Source organism: Marinomonas rhizomae (genome assembly GCF_003315485.1).
GTDB lineage: Bacteria > Pseudomonadota > Gammaproteobacteria > Pseudomonadales > Marinomonadaceae > Marinomonas > Marinomonas rhizomae.
Window position 1 is genome coordinate 53,491 of record NZ_QNSE01000005.1, and the last position, 15,095, is coordinate 68,585.

14 protein-coding genes are annotated in these 15,095 nt (G+C 42.2%); 4 read left to right on the forward strand and 10 right to left on the reverse strand.

Translation table 11 applies throughout. The features are described 5' to 3' along the window. Window positions 1-101: 101 nt before the first annotated feature. The 4 genes from DFP80_RS07075 to DFP80_RS07090 are packed head-to-tail and all read right to left on the reverse strand — an operon-like array spanning window position 102 to window position 4,659. A complete protein-coding gene (locus DFP80_RS07075) occupies window positions 102-374 on the reverse strand; it encodes a putative antibiotic biosynthesis monooxygenase (protein ID WP_113916106.1) in 273 nt (90 codons plus the stop codon). Next, window positions 361-1,608 carry an MFS transporter gene (locus tag DFP80_RS07080; RefSeq protein ID WP_113916107.1) on the reverse strand — a complete coding sequence of 416 codons (1,248 nt, stop codon included), beginning with the start codon at window positions 1,606-1,608 and terminating at the stop codon, window positions 361-363. The genes DFP80_RS07075 and DFP80_RS07080 overlap by 14 nt, the downstream gene beginning before the upstream one ends. Beyond that, complete coding sequence (locus DFP80_RS07085) at window positions 1,605-2,633, reverse strand: class I SAM-dependent methyltransferase (RefSeq protein WP_113916108.1); 1,029 nt, start codon at window positions 2,631-2,633, stop codon at window positions 1,605-1,607. Before DFP80_RS07085 ends, DFP80_RS07080 begins: the two co-directional genes overlap by 4 nt. Before the next feature lie 13 nt (window positions 2,634-2,646). Then, the gene (locus DFP80_RS07090; RefSeq protein ID WP_113916109.1) at window positions 2,647-4,659 is read right to left on the reverse strand and encodes a TonB-dependent receptor; all 2,013 of its coding nucleotides are present in this window, start codon (window positions 4,657-4,659) and stop codon (window positions 2,647-2,649) included. A 146-nt stretch (window positions 4,660-4,805) separates the two neighbouring features. On the opposite strand from DFP80_RS07090, the gene DFP80_RS07095 reads away from it, so the two are divergent. Beyond that, entirely contained in the window at window positions 4,806-5,762 is a 957-nt protein-coding gene (locus tag DFP80_RS07095) for a helix-turn-helix domain-containing protein (protein WP_113916110.1), read from the forward strand. 83 nt (window positions 5,763-5,845) lie between these two features. After that, a complete protein-coding gene (locus DFP80_RS07100; protein ID WP_113916111.1) occupies window positions 5,846-6,895 on the forward strand; it encodes a peptidase M42 in 1,050 nt (349 codons plus the stop codon). Between the two features lie 95 nt (window positions 6,896-6,990). Here DFP80_RS07100 and DFP80_RS07105 read toward each other — a convergent pair whose 3' ends face one another. From DFP80_RS07105 to DFP80_RS07125, 5 genes are all read right to left on the reverse strand, one after another. Next, window positions 6,991-8,034 carry a methionine synthase gene (locus DFP80_RS07105; RefSeq protein ID WP_113916112.1) on the reverse strand — a complete coding sequence of 348 codons (1,044 nt, stop codon included), beginning with the start codon at window positions 8,032-8,034 and terminating at the stop codon, window positions 6,991-6,993. A gap of 58 nt (window positions 8,035-8,092) precedes the next feature. Beyond that, on the reverse strand, window positions 8,093-9,067 hold the full coding sequence (locus DFP80_RS07110) for a DUF1852 domain-containing protein (RefSeq protein WP_113916113.1): 975 nt from the start codon (window positions 9,065-9,067) through the stop codon (window positions 8,093-8,095). Between the two features lie 269 nt (window positions 9,068-9,336). Next, on the reverse strand, window positions 9,337-9,864 hold the full coding sequence (locus DFP80_RS07115) for a DUF7482 domain-containing protein (protein ID WP_113916114.1): 528 nt from the start codon (window positions 9,862-9,864) through the stop codon (window positions 9,337-9,339). A 118-nt stretch (window positions 9,865-9,982) separates the two neighbouring features. Continuing rightward, a complete protein-coding gene (locus DFP80_RS07120; RefSeq protein ID WP_113916115.1) occupies window positions 9,983-10,543 on the reverse strand; it encodes an outer membrane beta-barrel protein in 561 nt (186 codons plus the stop codon). 100 nt (window positions 10,544-10,643) lie between these two features. Further along, a complete protein-coding gene (locus DFP80_RS07125; protein ID WP_147243842.1) occupies window positions 10,644-11,207 on the reverse strand; it encodes a hypothetical protein in 564 nt (187 codons plus the stop codon). A gap of 260 nt (window positions 11,208-11,467) precedes the next feature. On the opposite strand from DFP80_RS07125, the gene DFP80_RS07130 reads away from it, so the two are divergent. Together DFP80_RS07130 and DFP80_RS07135 are read left to right on the forward strand one after the other, a co-directional pair. Further along, the gene (locus DFP80_RS07130; RefSeq protein ID WP_113916117.1) at window positions 11,468-12,289 is read left to right on the forward strand and encodes a DUF6502 family protein; all 822 of its coding nucleotides are present in this window, start codon (window positions 11,468-11,470) and stop codon (window positions 12,287-12,289) included. After that, the gene (locus DFP80_RS07135; protein ID WP_113916118.1) at window positions 12,282-13,346 is read left to right on the forward strand and encodes a DUF5666 domain-containing protein; all 1,065 of its coding nucleotides are present in this window, start codon (window positions 12,282-12,284) and stop codon (window positions 13,344-13,346) included. Before DFP80_RS07130 ends, DFP80_RS07135 begins: the two co-directional genes overlap by 8 nt. 148 nt (window positions 13,347-13,494) lie before the next feature. On the opposite strand, the gene DFP80_RS07140 is transcribed toward DFP80_RS07135, so the two are convergent. Continuing rightward, the gene (locus DFP80_RS07140; protein ID WP_113916119.1) at window positions 13,495-14,925 is read right to left on the reverse strand and encodes an EAL domain-containing protein; all 1,431 of its coding nucleotides are present in this window, start codon (window positions 14,923-14,925) and stop codon (window positions 13,495-13,497) included. Between the last annotated feature and the right edge of the window lie 170 nt (window positions 14,926-15,095).

Genomic DNA, 15,095 nt, shown 5'->3' on the forward strand with positions numbered 1-15,095 from the left:
AAAAAACGATGATATTTTTACAACACACAGCAACCACTGAGCGTTTTTTTATTAAAATATTATGTCAGCCTGCTGGCTAAGCTTCTAACAAACCCTTCACGCTATTTACGCAACCAAAAAAAGCACCTCTTTTGTAAGCATCCTAAAACAAAGCTCATAATAGGCACAATGATAATAGTCATAATCAATAACCGAATAGGCAAAGAAAAATCGCCAATATAAGGAGTGAGCAAAGGAAAAAATATATTCAATAGTGGGTAAATAGATACCCAAACGAGAAGCATCATCTTCCATTTTTTCGGCGGTAGTTTGGTTACCTCTACCAATTCAAACTCCCCTCTTGTTTCGACTTGACCCCTTTTATAATTCGACATTAGCCACCTCTTTTTTACACAGCCAGAAAAACGACAATACACAGACCACCAATGACCCCGTGATAAGCCCAAAAAACATACCAACATACCCAGTCCTATCGAGAATAATTCCCGCAGAAATAGACACCAGAATGCGAGATAAAGAAAACAAACTACTCTGTAAGCCATAATCACTGGCAGATAGATGCGGGCGGCTATAAACCATAATCAGTCCAAACAACACACCAGATGACAACCCCAAGGCAATCGCCACACCTAACACCGCACTGATAAGACGCCAGTCAGAGTACGCTATGGCAACCGTAAGACACATCCCTCCTAACGCGATCACATTCACCAGAGAAAAAATAAACAAAGCTCGATAGGGCGATACTCTTGCAATAAAAAGGCTGTAACCAAAACTCGCTAATGCAGCTAATACACCACTGCCACTGGCGATCCATGCAATGCTGTCTATGCTCAGCCCAAGGTCTAACATAACGGGTTTAAGATACAGCCAGGCCGCCCCAATAAAAGGAAAATAGAGCACGAGAATCACGTTCCACATCAGCATATCTGATCGTTGAAAATAGCCTTTCCACATTACAAAAAAAGATATTTTCGTTGTTCCCGATAAAGGCAATGCTAGATCTGCGCCTTGCCTTTTAAATACTGGGTAATGCCCCTGAGCGGCATACAAAAAAATCCCCCCCAACAACGCCATGACGCCAAAAATATAAAAAGGCCATGCCCACCCCAAATTCGTATACACTAATAGCATCACACCGCCTCCGACAACCGAAGCCAATGCAGTCACTGCCGAACGTATCGCCCCCGTTTTAGGACGTTCATTTTCTGGAAAGCGTTGAATAGCAAAGGCATTCACAGGCACATCTAGCCAAGATGTTATCAAGCTTGTACATACAGCAATGACAAACAACACCTTAAAGCTTGTGCTTTCAATATTCGCGAGCGACAAGGCCACCAAGCAGCAGATAAAACCACCACCAAGCAATGCGCTCCACATAAGATAATTAGATTGTCGAAAACGAAAGCGGTCAATCGGCGATGCCAATAAAAATTTAACAACCACTGGCAAACCTGACATTTGAAACAAGCCAATTTCTGTGCCACTCCAACCATATTCCCTCATCATCAAGGGCACCCCAAGATAAAGGTAAATCGACGAGGCTGTCAGAGTAAAATTACACCATCCAATAATACAATGAAGGTAAAAATAGGAAGCTTTTATCATGCTTTCTTTCTCCCACAGTGAAGCCAAACAGGGGCCATCGGAAAGTCTTTTATTTCTTCTGACTGCAAAATATCTAGCCCATTTTTAGTTAATAATTCGATAATCTCACCCTGCTTTGGTAAATAGTTCCCCTTCATCATCATGGGTAAGTAAAAGGGTAAAACGCCTTCACATTGTGTCTTTTCTAGCGTCTGTTCAGCATGCAAAATCAACAAAATGCCATTCGGTTTAAGCAACGTCGCAAGCCCTTGTATCACCGCATTAGCATCGTCTAAAAAATGTAATACAGAGGAACACCAAATCAAATCGAATTGACCGTTTGGTAATTGCTGATTCAGATCTCCCGACTGCACGTCGATACGGTGCTCCAAGCTCTCTGCCAGGACATTTTCCCGTGCTACTTGCGCCGTTTCAGGGAAATCAAATAGCACGCCTGTCGCATTAGGAAAACGTTGTGCAAGTGACAAAGAAACCAGTCCGGGGCCACCACCTAGATCTAAAAAATTAAGCGGTGTTTCTTCAGCAATAGTTACTTTCAGCAGCGTAGCAAAAATACGATTAAGCGCAGGCACAGTCACCGCGCGTTGCTCCTGAAAAATCTGCGCTTTCGCCGCTTTTGCCCACAATGGCCCCATAGACGAAGATAAAACCACACCATTCTTTGGCTCATGCAACAAGGCTTCAAACTGTTCAGTAAAATGTCTTAACGTTTGAAAGCGAAATTGCAAAGCTTGCGAGCAATCCAGTGATGAAGTACTAGTCATATAACGTTTTGCTAATGCACTCGCTACATATTTGTTCTCTGTGGCTTTATCGACACAGCCTATACTCCATAAGAGGTCTAGCCATCCATTGATATTTGTTGATGGGAGCGCCAATTTATCCGCGACTTCTTCTGCCGAACAAGGCTCTCGTAATACATCAAACAAAGACCGAGACAAGGCAATCTCAAGCGCTTTCATCTTTACTTGAGAGCCAGCTAAATCCCAGAATGCTTGTAACTCATGATTATCTAACTTAGTCATACCCTTATCTCCGCTAAAGCTCCAACGTGAACTTCACGCCATATTCTCTTGGTGGACTGTAAACAGTCACATAACCATTTTGATAACCCACCGCATCGAATTGTCGATCTTGCAGATTATTCACATAGGCAGATAAAGACGCTTTTTCGGTTAATGGATAACTCGCGGAAACATGAATTAGCTCATATCCATCTTGTTGATACTTATTCGCCGCATCCAAATAAACGGAACCACTGCCAACAACACTCGCCGCGACAGACCAACCGTTAATACTTTCATAGCGCAGCGAGAAGTGACCATTCATTTCAGGAGCAAAAGGATTTCGATTACCAGAATAATCCTTGCTACCATCCATAAAATGATCAAAGCGGGTTTTATTCCACGCCATGCCCATTTCTGCACTCCAATTTTCATTAAAGTAATATTCAAGAGACATTTCCAAGCCATCAGAAGTGGCCTCTGCTGCGTTCGTCAAATAGATCAAACCAACGGTTGGCATCTGCATCACTTGCATGTTTTTTACGTCCATATGATAAGCGGCCAAGGTGTAACGCAGCGCTTTACTTGATAAATCCCCCTTCAAACCAAACTCAACACTTTGGTTCTTTTCTGGATCATATGTCGAATAATTAACCGAAGGAGAAACAGTGTTAAAACCACCAGTGCGAGTCCCTTCGGCGTAGCTGGCGTATAACATATGATGTGGATTAATCTTGTACTGCAAGGTCAACTGGGGCGTCAGCTCTGTCCAGCTCTCAGACTTTTCTGGCTCGGTGGAAGGCTTAAGTTTCACTTTATCTCGAGAAGCACGAATACCAGTAATCATCGAAAAATCGTGGCTAATAGGCATAGTCCAATTAGTGAAAAGCGCGTATGAATTACCTGTTTGTTCGGCCTGTAAATCACTTAAACCGAAAAAGGTTTTTGAAAGTGTACGTAAGTCATGATCTTGATATTCTAGATAGGCTCCAAGCAACCAATCCGATTGATCTAGATGCCCTTCTAAACGAAACTCTTGGGATAAGGTCCGAAGGTGGTGATCTCGACCTATATAACTGTTTTCCGTTGGCTGGAAATCCGTATCCTGCTGCACTTTGTCTTTATAATCATTGTACGCTGTCACCGAATTTAAACGCAGACCTGAAGGCAATTCATGGCTCGCATTGACTGAAAATGTTTGCCCTAACGAATGATTCCAACTGTCCGTTCCTGATGCCACAATGGCTCTTTTTCCATTCGGTGCTCCCCATAACATCGCACCATCGTCATAGGTTTGTCGGCGATAACGCGCCACCACATCGGTTTTATCAGAGACTAACCAACGCAGCCCAGCATTTATATTCTGCCGCTCTTTATCATCGGCCTTATTGCCTGTTGTTGTGTTATCAATAAAACCATCTTGCTCGAATAACTCGCCCGACAGGCTGACAAAAACTTTATCTTCTAACAACGTTTGACTAGTGGAAAACTGTGCTCTTTCTTTGTCCCTGCTGCCAACTTCCATTCCCAATATCGTTTTGTCGTCGCCAGTCAAATCTTTGCTAAAGATCGAAATAACACCTACTTCTGCATTACGGCCATAAACAGTAGATTGCGGCCCACGCAGCACTTCTATTCGATCAATCTCTACTAAATTATTCTCAAAACCCTGAGCTGTTAATGTCGGCACGCCATCAACCATTAGTAATGTCGAACTAGACAGCGCATTAAAATTCGCCGTTAACCCTCGCACCACCGGAGAATTAATAGCAGACTGTCCAAACGGCTGAAAGCTCAACCCTGCCACACGCCCCTCTAATTTGGCTAAGCTATCAACACCATCTTGCTGCAATGTTTTTGCGTCATAAACCGTCGCGTGCACAGCTGCTGTCGACAAGGTTTGTTGCGTTTTATCTGCTGTCACCATCAATTCTGGCAACCAAGTTTCGCTGTCTTGCCATGTAGCTTCTTGCGCAAAAGCTGACAAAGGCGACAGAGTAAACGCGCCGACGATTAGCGTAGTATTAGTTAATATTCTTCGTTTCATCCAACTTTTTCCTTCTCGTAATTAGTACTTTACGCTGTAGGAAAAGATGATAGACTTTGTTGATATTGATTATCATTTAATTACTTATTCATTTCGTCGACATTCGTATTCAATACGTTTGCATCGCATATAAAGTAGGAAAGCTCATGGTCTTTCGAGTGAGTAAAAGCGCATTAACGGGCGTTACCGAACGACAATCCGGTTGGCAAAGACAAACCATTTCGGCCGAACTGGGTGAATGCTATGTGGACAGGTTTATTATCGAACCTGGGCTGTCTATTGCTTACTCGAGTTACACTCCATACCAAGATTTAATTGAAGAAAGTACCATTGAAAAAGACGCCTCAACTTTCAGCCTCACTTATGGGTTAGAAGGTCATTCTCGTTATCAACCGAAACAAACCAACGCTGAAAGCCTCATTTTCTCCCCCCAACACACCACCATTACGACTTTCGGCAATAGCTCTGGACAACGCCTTTACAGCGCGAACAAAACGACAAGTCAGCTAAGAATTCTCATTGATGGTAGTGTGTTTGAGCGCTATCAAATCCCATTTGAATTCCAGGCTGAAAAAATCCCTTATCCTCGTCAACATCGATATACAAAAACGTCGAAAAATACCCAGCACTATGTCAATAGACTACTGCACCTCACATTATCAGGGCATACTGAACGCCCTCTAGAAAAAAACATTCTGGTACTAAACTTGCTCAGCGAACAACTTGAGCAGCTACAAACCAACACCACGATCACCCATCAAAAAGCAACCATGAGTCCGAGAGATGAACACAAAGTCATACAGGCTAGGTTGTTCATGATTCAGCATATGAGCCAACCTTTAAGTATTGCTTTTATCTGCCAAAAAATAGGGCTTAGCGAAAGCAAACTTAAGCAGGGATTTCATGCTATTTACCACACCAGTCCTTATAAATTATTGTTAGAAGCCAGAATGAACAAAGCATGGGAAATGCTCACTTCTGGTCATCAAGTAGCGCAAACGGCCTATGCAGTAGGCTACGAACACCCCTCTAATTTCAGTGCCGCTTTTCATCGCTTCCATGGCTGCACGCCAAAGTCTTTAAGTTCATCGAAGCGCTGCTAAAATAAATAAAAAAACGTTATGTGAATCACGCATTAACGTTTATAAACAAGCTTCTGTCCCTTTCTTTTTCGGAATCTGTTTGCATGCCTAGTGATGACTTTATCGATCTGCTCAAACTGCTTATTCGCGCTCCTAGTGTAGTTGGCGCAGAGCATTCATTTTTCCGCGTATTACAACGAGAACTGGAAGAACGAGGGGCAAAAGTCACTTGGTACGAAGGTCTATTAGTTGCTCAAGGCAATGATCCGTTTAGCACCATGTTTTCGGCCCATATCGATCGCCATGGTTTAGTATGCACAGGCCCAAATGAATTCCAATACGCAGCATTTGTTTCGGCAAACCGCACCGATCTATTAAATAACTCGGTTTCTGAAGAGTTAATGACGAAAGTAACCGAGCGTTTTAATCATGAAGAAGTATATGCTTACGAACCTTGGTCTGGCGTTTATCGTGGCAAAGGTACGATTAAAAGTTCCTATATTTGTGAATTCCGTAACAACTTAATTTTCGAAACCGAAGGATTAGAAGGCGTTGTTGCAGGAACACCAATCGCCTTTAAAGACCAATTACATGTGGTCGACAATCGTTTGGAAGGCCAGCTTGATAACGTCATTTCAGCTGCGGCTTTGGTACATCTTTTTGATCATGGCTTTAAAGGCACCGCCTTTTTTACCGCCCAAGAAGAAGCGGGGAAAAGCTGGCGCTATTTACTAGAATGGTTCCGTCGTTTTGGTGGTTCAACCAACCGTCTATTCGTTGTTGATACCAGCCCCTTTCCAAATGTGAATTCAGCCAACGAGCAACTTCTGGTACTTAGAGAAAAAGACGCCAACGCGACGTTCAACAAAGACAGCACTAAGCTTCTCGAAGAGCTGTGTGAGAAAAATAACATCAGTTATTTGTATAAAAACCGCTATGTAGAAAGAGAAAATACGAAACGTGCCGTGCAAGGATTGCCGCCAAGCTCACTTGGCAGTACTGAGCTTGGCCGCATTATCGCCGCATCCAATGGTTTGGTGGATGGTACAACCATTCAAATCCCAACCATCGGCTATCACACCATGCACGAATCCGCTGCAGTGGAATCCGTGGATGCGTTTCTTGATATGCTAAAAGTTGTGTCGAATATTTAGCCTTTATTCACTTCTATGACTAGCAATACATAAAAATCCCGTTTTGAAATATAAATTCGCAACGGGATTTTTACGATTGAGGCCAATTAATTCGACTATAAAGCCAGCTCTTTTCGAATAATGTCTGCGCCAGCACTCAAGGCATTTAGCTTGCCTCTTGCCACAGCACGAGGCAGCGGCGCCATGCCACAGTTAGTACAAGGATAAAGCTTATCCGCATCCACATACTGCAGCGCTTTTCGCAGAGTATTAGCCACTTCCTCTGGTGTCTCAATGGCATGGTTTGCCACGTCGATTGCGCCGACCATGACTTTCTTACCGCGAATCAGCTCAAGCAATTCCATTGGTACATGGGAGTTATGACACTCAAGCGAAATAATATCGATATTGGATTTTTGCAGCTTAGGAAAAGCTTCTTCATATTGTCGCCATTCAGACCCAAGCGTCTTTTTCCAATCCGTATTGGCTTTAATGCCGTAGCCATAACAAATATGCACCGCCGTTTCGCATTTAAGACCTTCGATGGCTCTTTCTAAGGTTGCGATACCCCAATCATTGACCTCATCAAAAAACACATTAAACGCGGGCTCATCAAATTGGATGATGTCCACACCAGCCGCTTCTAATTCTTTTGCTTCTTGGTTGAGAATTTTGGCAAACTCCCAAGCAAGCTTTTCGCGGCTTTTATAATGATCATCATAAAGTGTATCAATCATGGTCATTGGGCCTGGCAGCGCCCATTTAATCGGTTGCTTGGTTTGCTGACGCAAAAACTTAGCATCCTCAACAAAAACTGGCTTGATACGACTAACAGGACCAACGACAGTAGGTACGCTCGCGTCATAGCGGTCACGAATTCTTACTGTCTGACGATTCTCAAAATCAACGCCGCTGAGGTGCTCAATAAAAGTGGTAACAAAGTGTTGGCGCGTTTGTTCACCGTCACTGACAATATCAATACCCGCTTGCTGCTGCTCTTGAAGTGAGATGCGCAGTGCATCCTGTTTGCCGTCAACTAATTGATCACCTTCCAATTTCCAAGGAGACCAAAGGGTTTCTGGCTCTGCAAGCCATGTGGGCTTCGGTAAGCTGCCAGCGGTTGAGGTCGGTAACAGTGGGTTGTTAGTAACTGTTTTCATAATAAAAAATGCCGTCTATTAAATGTAATATTGGAAAAATAACCATGGATACTTGCGTCTATGCGTAATTAGCAGACCATTGCTCAAGAACCTTTTGATATGGTTTTATGAAATGCTGCTCTGCAAATTTTCCTTGCTCACTCGCCAATTGGTTACGCTCTTCACGGTCATAAACAATTTGCGTTAGTGAGTGATCGAGGTTTTTTAAGTCAGGTTGATAACGCTTTCCAGCGACCGTATTCGCATTGTAAATTTCTGGTCGATAAATTTTTTGAAAAGTTTCCATTGTGCTGATGGTGCCAATAAGTTCAAGGTTGCTGTAATCGTTAAGCAAATCACCCTCAAAATAAAAAGCCAGCGGTGCAGCACTATTTGCAGGCATAAAGTATCGAACCTGTAAGCCCATCTTCTGAAAATATTGCTCGGTCAGAGAAGTACTATTTGGTTGATATTCCCCTCCCAGTATAGGGTGTTGATTTCCAGTATGCTGGTAAACTTTATTGTCTGAAACGCTCAAACAGATAACTGGCGGCTTGGTAAAATTTTCTTTAAAGCTGTCTGACGCTACAAAACTTCTGAATAGCTTGCCATGTAGATCGCCAAAATTATCTGGAATGCTAAATTTCGTTTGGCCTTCGTTATGGTTGCGCAGTAAAACGCTGAAGTCATAATCGCGCACATAAGAAGAAAAATTATTCCCTACGAGGCCCCGGATACGCTGTTCGGTGTGATGATCAATAATATTCGTCTTCAAAACTTCAATGGAAGGAAAGGTCTGTCCCTTCCCTTCGATATCGACCTCAACGGAAATAATTTCAAGCTCAACAGAGTAACGATCCCCCTTTGCGTTATCCCAATACGCCAGGGCATTAAAACGGTTATTAATCATCCTTAAAGCGTCACGTAAATTCTCTTCTCGTCTCTCTCCCCTAGCCAAATTCGCAAAGTTAGTTGTAATGCGAGTGTTGTCTGAAGGTCGATAATTTTCATCGAAACAAATGCTCTTTACACTAAAGGTAAACTCGTTATTCATGATGATCTGGTATCCTATTTTCTGAAGTGAGCTAGGAGTCTATTCCTTACTCATGCCTTCCATTTTTTGCTGAATGGCGATCGCCTAATTAATACTGTTAGTATTTATACCTAGACTCGAACATGAATAAAAATGAATTAATTTAAACTTAAGTGAATCATATTCATTTTGATAATTAAACACTTCCCTGAAAAAGAAGTCCTGATTCAAAATAAGAGCAGATGGAGGAGGGGGAAAACGCCCTTAAGAGAGCGTTATTTGACTAGGCATTAATCAACAATAGGAAATGGAATAATCGGACAATTGAGCACAATATCAGTTCGTTCAATAGTAACCAAACCCTGATCTTCGGCTACAAAAATGGCTTCTTCAGATGTAAGTTCTTTCGCCTTGCTAGGCTCTTTCCACACCACCACATACATCAGCCAAAGAGGTGAATAATGGCGATCTTGGCTCAAATGACCCAATGGTTCAGGCACAGATGCAAACACACTTTTAGACTGCTCTCCATTTGGAAATGCATACACGCGCTCTAGCACGGTTTTAACCTGAGGTGGTTTAGGGTAATTTGGCACAGCATCACGTAATCGCGGTGCATAATTAGCATTTTCTGCTTTTGCTACAGCCTGATCAGAAACATCCGTTGTAATGTATAAAACCGCTTCGCCATCATGCCAGCCATGTAACAAAGGTAAGCTCACAGTATCAGATTTAGCCTGTGTATTTTTGACAGAATAGTTACTACAAGATGCCAGAAACAGCACGGTAATAAGACATAAAATAGAACGGATTAACATGTGACTTCCTTAATAATGCATCTGTATAAGCCAAATAGTTTAGCTTATTAATATAAGCGAAAACTGTATCACGCCTACCTCATTACACAAAACATGTTAATCCGTTCTACTTAGATGTTTATAGGTTGGAGAAAAATCTCAGCTGATACACAGATGCTTCAGCATCAGATCCATGGTCGAAAACTTGCCCATCATAGGCACTGGGGTTGCGGTAAGCGTATTGTAGATCCACTGCAAAATTGCCGAAGTTGTAGCCAACACCAATAGGCGCTTGTAGGCCGCTCGCATCATATTTACTACCAGATGAATTGGACTTCCAAGTTTCACTGAAATAACCCACACCGGCATACGCATAAACGCCTTCATCAACCATATTCGTGCCAAGTAGCAAATTTAGCTCCAATCCAGACGTATCATAAGAAGAAGATCCGGAGTCCGCACCCAGCGAAAATTTCCCTCCACCCGCCAGATAATAGTTAGTTTCAATCGCGAAATGATTACTAGGTAAAACGCGCGCTGAAAATACCGGAGATGTGAAATCCACATCGTAATCACTATTGTTTTCAGCAATACTACTGCCGTGATAACCCGCCCCCACTTGCGCACGTGTATCAGCCACACTCACTGCAGAAGCCCCCATACTAGCGACAGCCATACTTAATAACACGATTTTCTTCACAACCTTACTCCTTATCAAATCCATCAACCAATGATTGGATACTTTATGAAAGTTCTGTCTTACTCACGCAGTCCAGAAACCGCATCAATACTTACCTTTGCTAGTGCCCTCTTCCCCCAGAGTGACCGCCAGACCGGCCACCACCGACACTGCTGCCACGATTAGAATGGCCTGAATAACCACCAGAGAAACCACTGGTGCTAGAGCGACTACTAGGGGAATAACCAGAATCATTTGTTCGAAACATTGAGCCATAAGAAAACCCGTTTTGTTGACCATTGCTTCTATGACTAGAGGCTTCAGAGGTGCTTGCGGCACCAACTAAATCACTGTCCGAAACAGACGAACTAGACTCTTCCTCTAGCACCGACGTACTACTTCCGCCCGTAACCACACTGGAATCAGTTGAGCTACTAGAAGATTCGCCATTGATAACGGACGTACTACTACTGCCTGTCGTAACGCTGTCATCGACCGAACTACTGGATTCATTACTAATAACCGAACTGCTCGATGTTGTGCTGCTATCGTTTGAAACAACACTACTATCGCTTGAAACACTGCTTTCTTCGTCAAGGACATCAGCCAACACTTGAGAAGACAAAGTCCCAAGCACCCCGATCAACAAGCAGAACAAACACGGAGAGATCTTGCGTACTTTCATAACATCACCTGCGGAAACAATAAACTTAATTTGTGGGATTTTTTCCCACCAAATACAAATATAGCGTGTGATATTTTCCCACGTCAACATTATTTCCGTTATATTCACAAGAAATTGATCTTTCGACGGCCGTCCTTTTATTCAAAACGCATAATAAAGACCACAAAAAACTAAGCCAAACCGGACATCCATCACAAAAAAGTGGAAAATATTCCCACATCAAATTACTATTTCTGAACCTTTATTCTTGATTCCTTTCTATGTCTAAACCGTCAACTAGCAATGATGCCAAGCAACTTATTCGCAACGCGCTCTACAAAGTGCTGTCTTCGTTGGTCAGGCTGGTGGTGCGTCAAGGTATTACCTTTCCAGAGTTCGCTGATATGCTCAAACGCGCGTATGTGGAAGAAGTACAAAAAGAGTTGAAGAGCAATAAAGAACGCATCACTCTAAGTCGTATCAGCGTGATCAGCGGGGTGCACAGAAAAGACGTCAAGAGACTCACCGATACGCCCGAATTAGACGGTGATAAAAACGAAAAAGTATCACTTACCTCACGTTTATTAAGTTTATGGATGGGCGATTCTCAATTCCTTGATGCACAAGGTGATCCCCTTTTGCTACCAAGAACCGGGGCACCATCTTTCGAGTCCCTAGTGTATGCAGTCAGCTCAGACATTCGCCCTCGTACCGTATTGGACGATTGGTTACAGCGCGGCCTTATCCAAGGAGATGAAAAAGGTTACCGTTTAATGATGGATGCGTTATTTCCAACGGAAGACATGGCCACTAAAATGGCCTTTTTTGCCCGAAATACGGCAGACCACATAGCCACTTGCGAGCACAACATCCGCTCAGAAAAAACACCATTGCCCGAACGTTCGGTTTTCTATAACCACCTCAGCGAAGACTCTATTATCGCGCTTCGAAAACTTGCAGATGACGAAAGCAAAGCTTTGTTAATTCGCATCAACAAACGTGCTCAAGCATTAGCAAAACAAGACGATGCAGGGCTAAAAGGCCAATACCGTTTTCTTTTAGGAACATATTTTTATCAGACTGAGGATACTCAGAATGACTAAATTAATAGCCGCATTGGTTATTTTTATTACTTGCGTATCACTTTTATGGGCTCATGATGACCGAGGTATAGGTGGCACAGGCAAATACTCAGACTCTGATGAGAGAGGTATGGGCGGTACAGGAAAATACGCAAACAGTGACGACCGAGGTATTGGCGGCACAGCTGTGATAGGTACCATTACTGCGTTTGGTAGTATTTGGGTAAATGGTTTAGAAATCGAATTTAGTCACGACACTGATATTAAAATGGATGGTCAAAACACTAAAGGTTCATCATTACGAGTGGGACAACAAGTCCAAGTGCTCGCTTCTCAAAAATCGGGGACGTGGCAAGCCAAGACTATTTTAATTGATCACTCTTTAGTAGGAAGGCTAAAACAAAATGCCGACCAGACATGGAACATCCAAGGCGTCAACATCATGAAAGATCCGAATATACCAGGTTCATGGCCAAAACTTACACAGGATGACTATGTCAAAGTCAGCGGTTATTTTGATAGTAACGTGTTTTACGCCACCGATATTGTCGCAGCAAACGACGATAACACCTGGAAAGTCAGCGCGCCTATTGTGCTCTCCAAAAACGATAAATGGACAATTGGCAATAACGCTCTGCCAGCCGATGTACTTGATGCAAAAAGCGGTGAAATAATCACCTTAGCAGGAGTCTACACAGAATATGGCAATCGCTTAACACGAATTTATTACCATAGAGACATCCCGTTTTCGAACCAAAGTACACACTACATTGTTGAAAAGCGTAGCCCTCAATTTTCAGAAAGTGTGGAATACTCGCCAAGCACCTTTAGGAAAACTATAGAGCCACAAAACGCTATCAAGCGAGAGCAGCTTGATACTCCGTCCCGCTCCTCATTTTTTAATGAAGCTACGCCGCAACAAAATGATCGCAGCAATCCCTTCGAGCAATGGAGTAACGGCGGCTTTTCACCTTCGCAAGGCAACCGAGACCCGTTTGGACAGTCGCCAAATGGCACCTTTGGTGATCATTCTCCCTCAAGGAGTCACTCTGGAGGACAACCGCCCAGAGGACGATAAAGAATACGTAAAAAAAACACTCTAATTTATTCAATAAGAGTGTTTTTATAATCAACCAGATCTCGCTGACTATGACCTATTCAAGATGGAAATGAATCCTACTAATAGGTTAGTTGACAGCATGCCTATCCGATATATTGGTCTATTGTCACATACTGCCTCTATAAGCCACTATTTTTTCGGCGCTCATTGGACAACCATGGTACCACCCTTGATGAAGATGAATACCGATTCGTTTTGTTTCATCCTTATCTTTTTCTGTCTCAATGCCTTCGGCAATACAATCAATATTGAGCTCATTACAAAACGCGATTATGGACTTTAGAATCGCAGTATTTTGATCGCTTTTCCCCATGAAAATTTTATCCGTTTTGACGATATCAAAGTCAAATTCTGAAATATAAGACAAACCAGAGTACTCAATACCAAAGTCATCAATCGCAAAACGGCAGCCTAATGCTTTCAATATTTTCATGTGCTCTTTAATCGTCTGTTTTTCCAGCATTAAGTTTTCATCTTCCGTTACTTCAAGGATCAAACTAGAACAGGTTAAGTCTTCTAGTTGCAATATGTGGTCAACAAAAAATACACTCTTAAGGTGCAAGCTAGAAATGTTCACTTGGAAGTTATTTTGTGCAATAAAGTCTTTTGAAAAATTCAATTCGATTTGGCGAATTTGAAAAATAGTGTGATCAATACTCAAATCCAAACTTTTCATTTTTGCGATTGTGTCTTTTACATTGACGTCGTCTCGGCTTCTTAAAAACACTTCAATTGAAAATACTTTGTCTTGATTTGTGTCCACAACAGGCTGGTATTCATTGTAATAATAGTGGTTTGTAATTCGTCGCCTTAACATAATTTTATCGATCGCTCTGATTAATTGAGGCGTGAATAAAAAATAGGCAATAATGAATAAAAGCAATGTAATAGGAATGAAATACTCATGATATTTTTTGTCAGTGGAGAGCGGGGAAACATAATAAGCTAAATTATCAAGCACCTCAGAGGTACGGTACTTTTCACCCGTCGACGTCTCGTCACCGGACACAGTCATATGTGAACTGTTATTAAAGAATACATCCACACTGCTTTTTTTAATAATTACATTGAATTCAAAGTTTTCGATGGACTTTTTAATAACAAAAATAGGCATTTCAAGTGAGTTAATCATATGTGGACCCGTTATTAAAAAGCCATCGTGAGGTTTAGGAACCCTAACTTCCACCCTGTCATCATCGCCCCAAGAATTACACACAACTACACCACGATCACCGTCTTTTTCGATAACACCAAACTCAATAGCTCCAGGGATATTAAAAAGCTCTTTGCGCATCAATAGCACAAAACGGCGAGGACAATCGCCCGTATAATGGTTTGAAATGGAAGAAATAAATGACGTAATTTCCTGAAGATAACCTTCTACTTGAACAAAGTAGCGCTGCTGCTCTTGTTCTCTGGTTTCTCGCTCTCTTTGTTGCTGCCATGCATTGCCTATAAAAAAAACAGAGGTGGCAAAAAATACTAACAAAAGCAGGTTGATCAAGACTGTTAGCTGCGCCTTTAATTTTTGGGTCATAGAACGTCCAATATTCTTGCTGGAGTGTTCTATATTTATAGCAAGTTACGAGAATAAAAATATATTAAATTTGTAATAGAAAACCATGAGAACTTAATTAACGAGATATAGCCACGCTTAAAACTCTGAAAAAATAAGCTATTCAAGCCTATTCAAGACTGGGTGTTGAC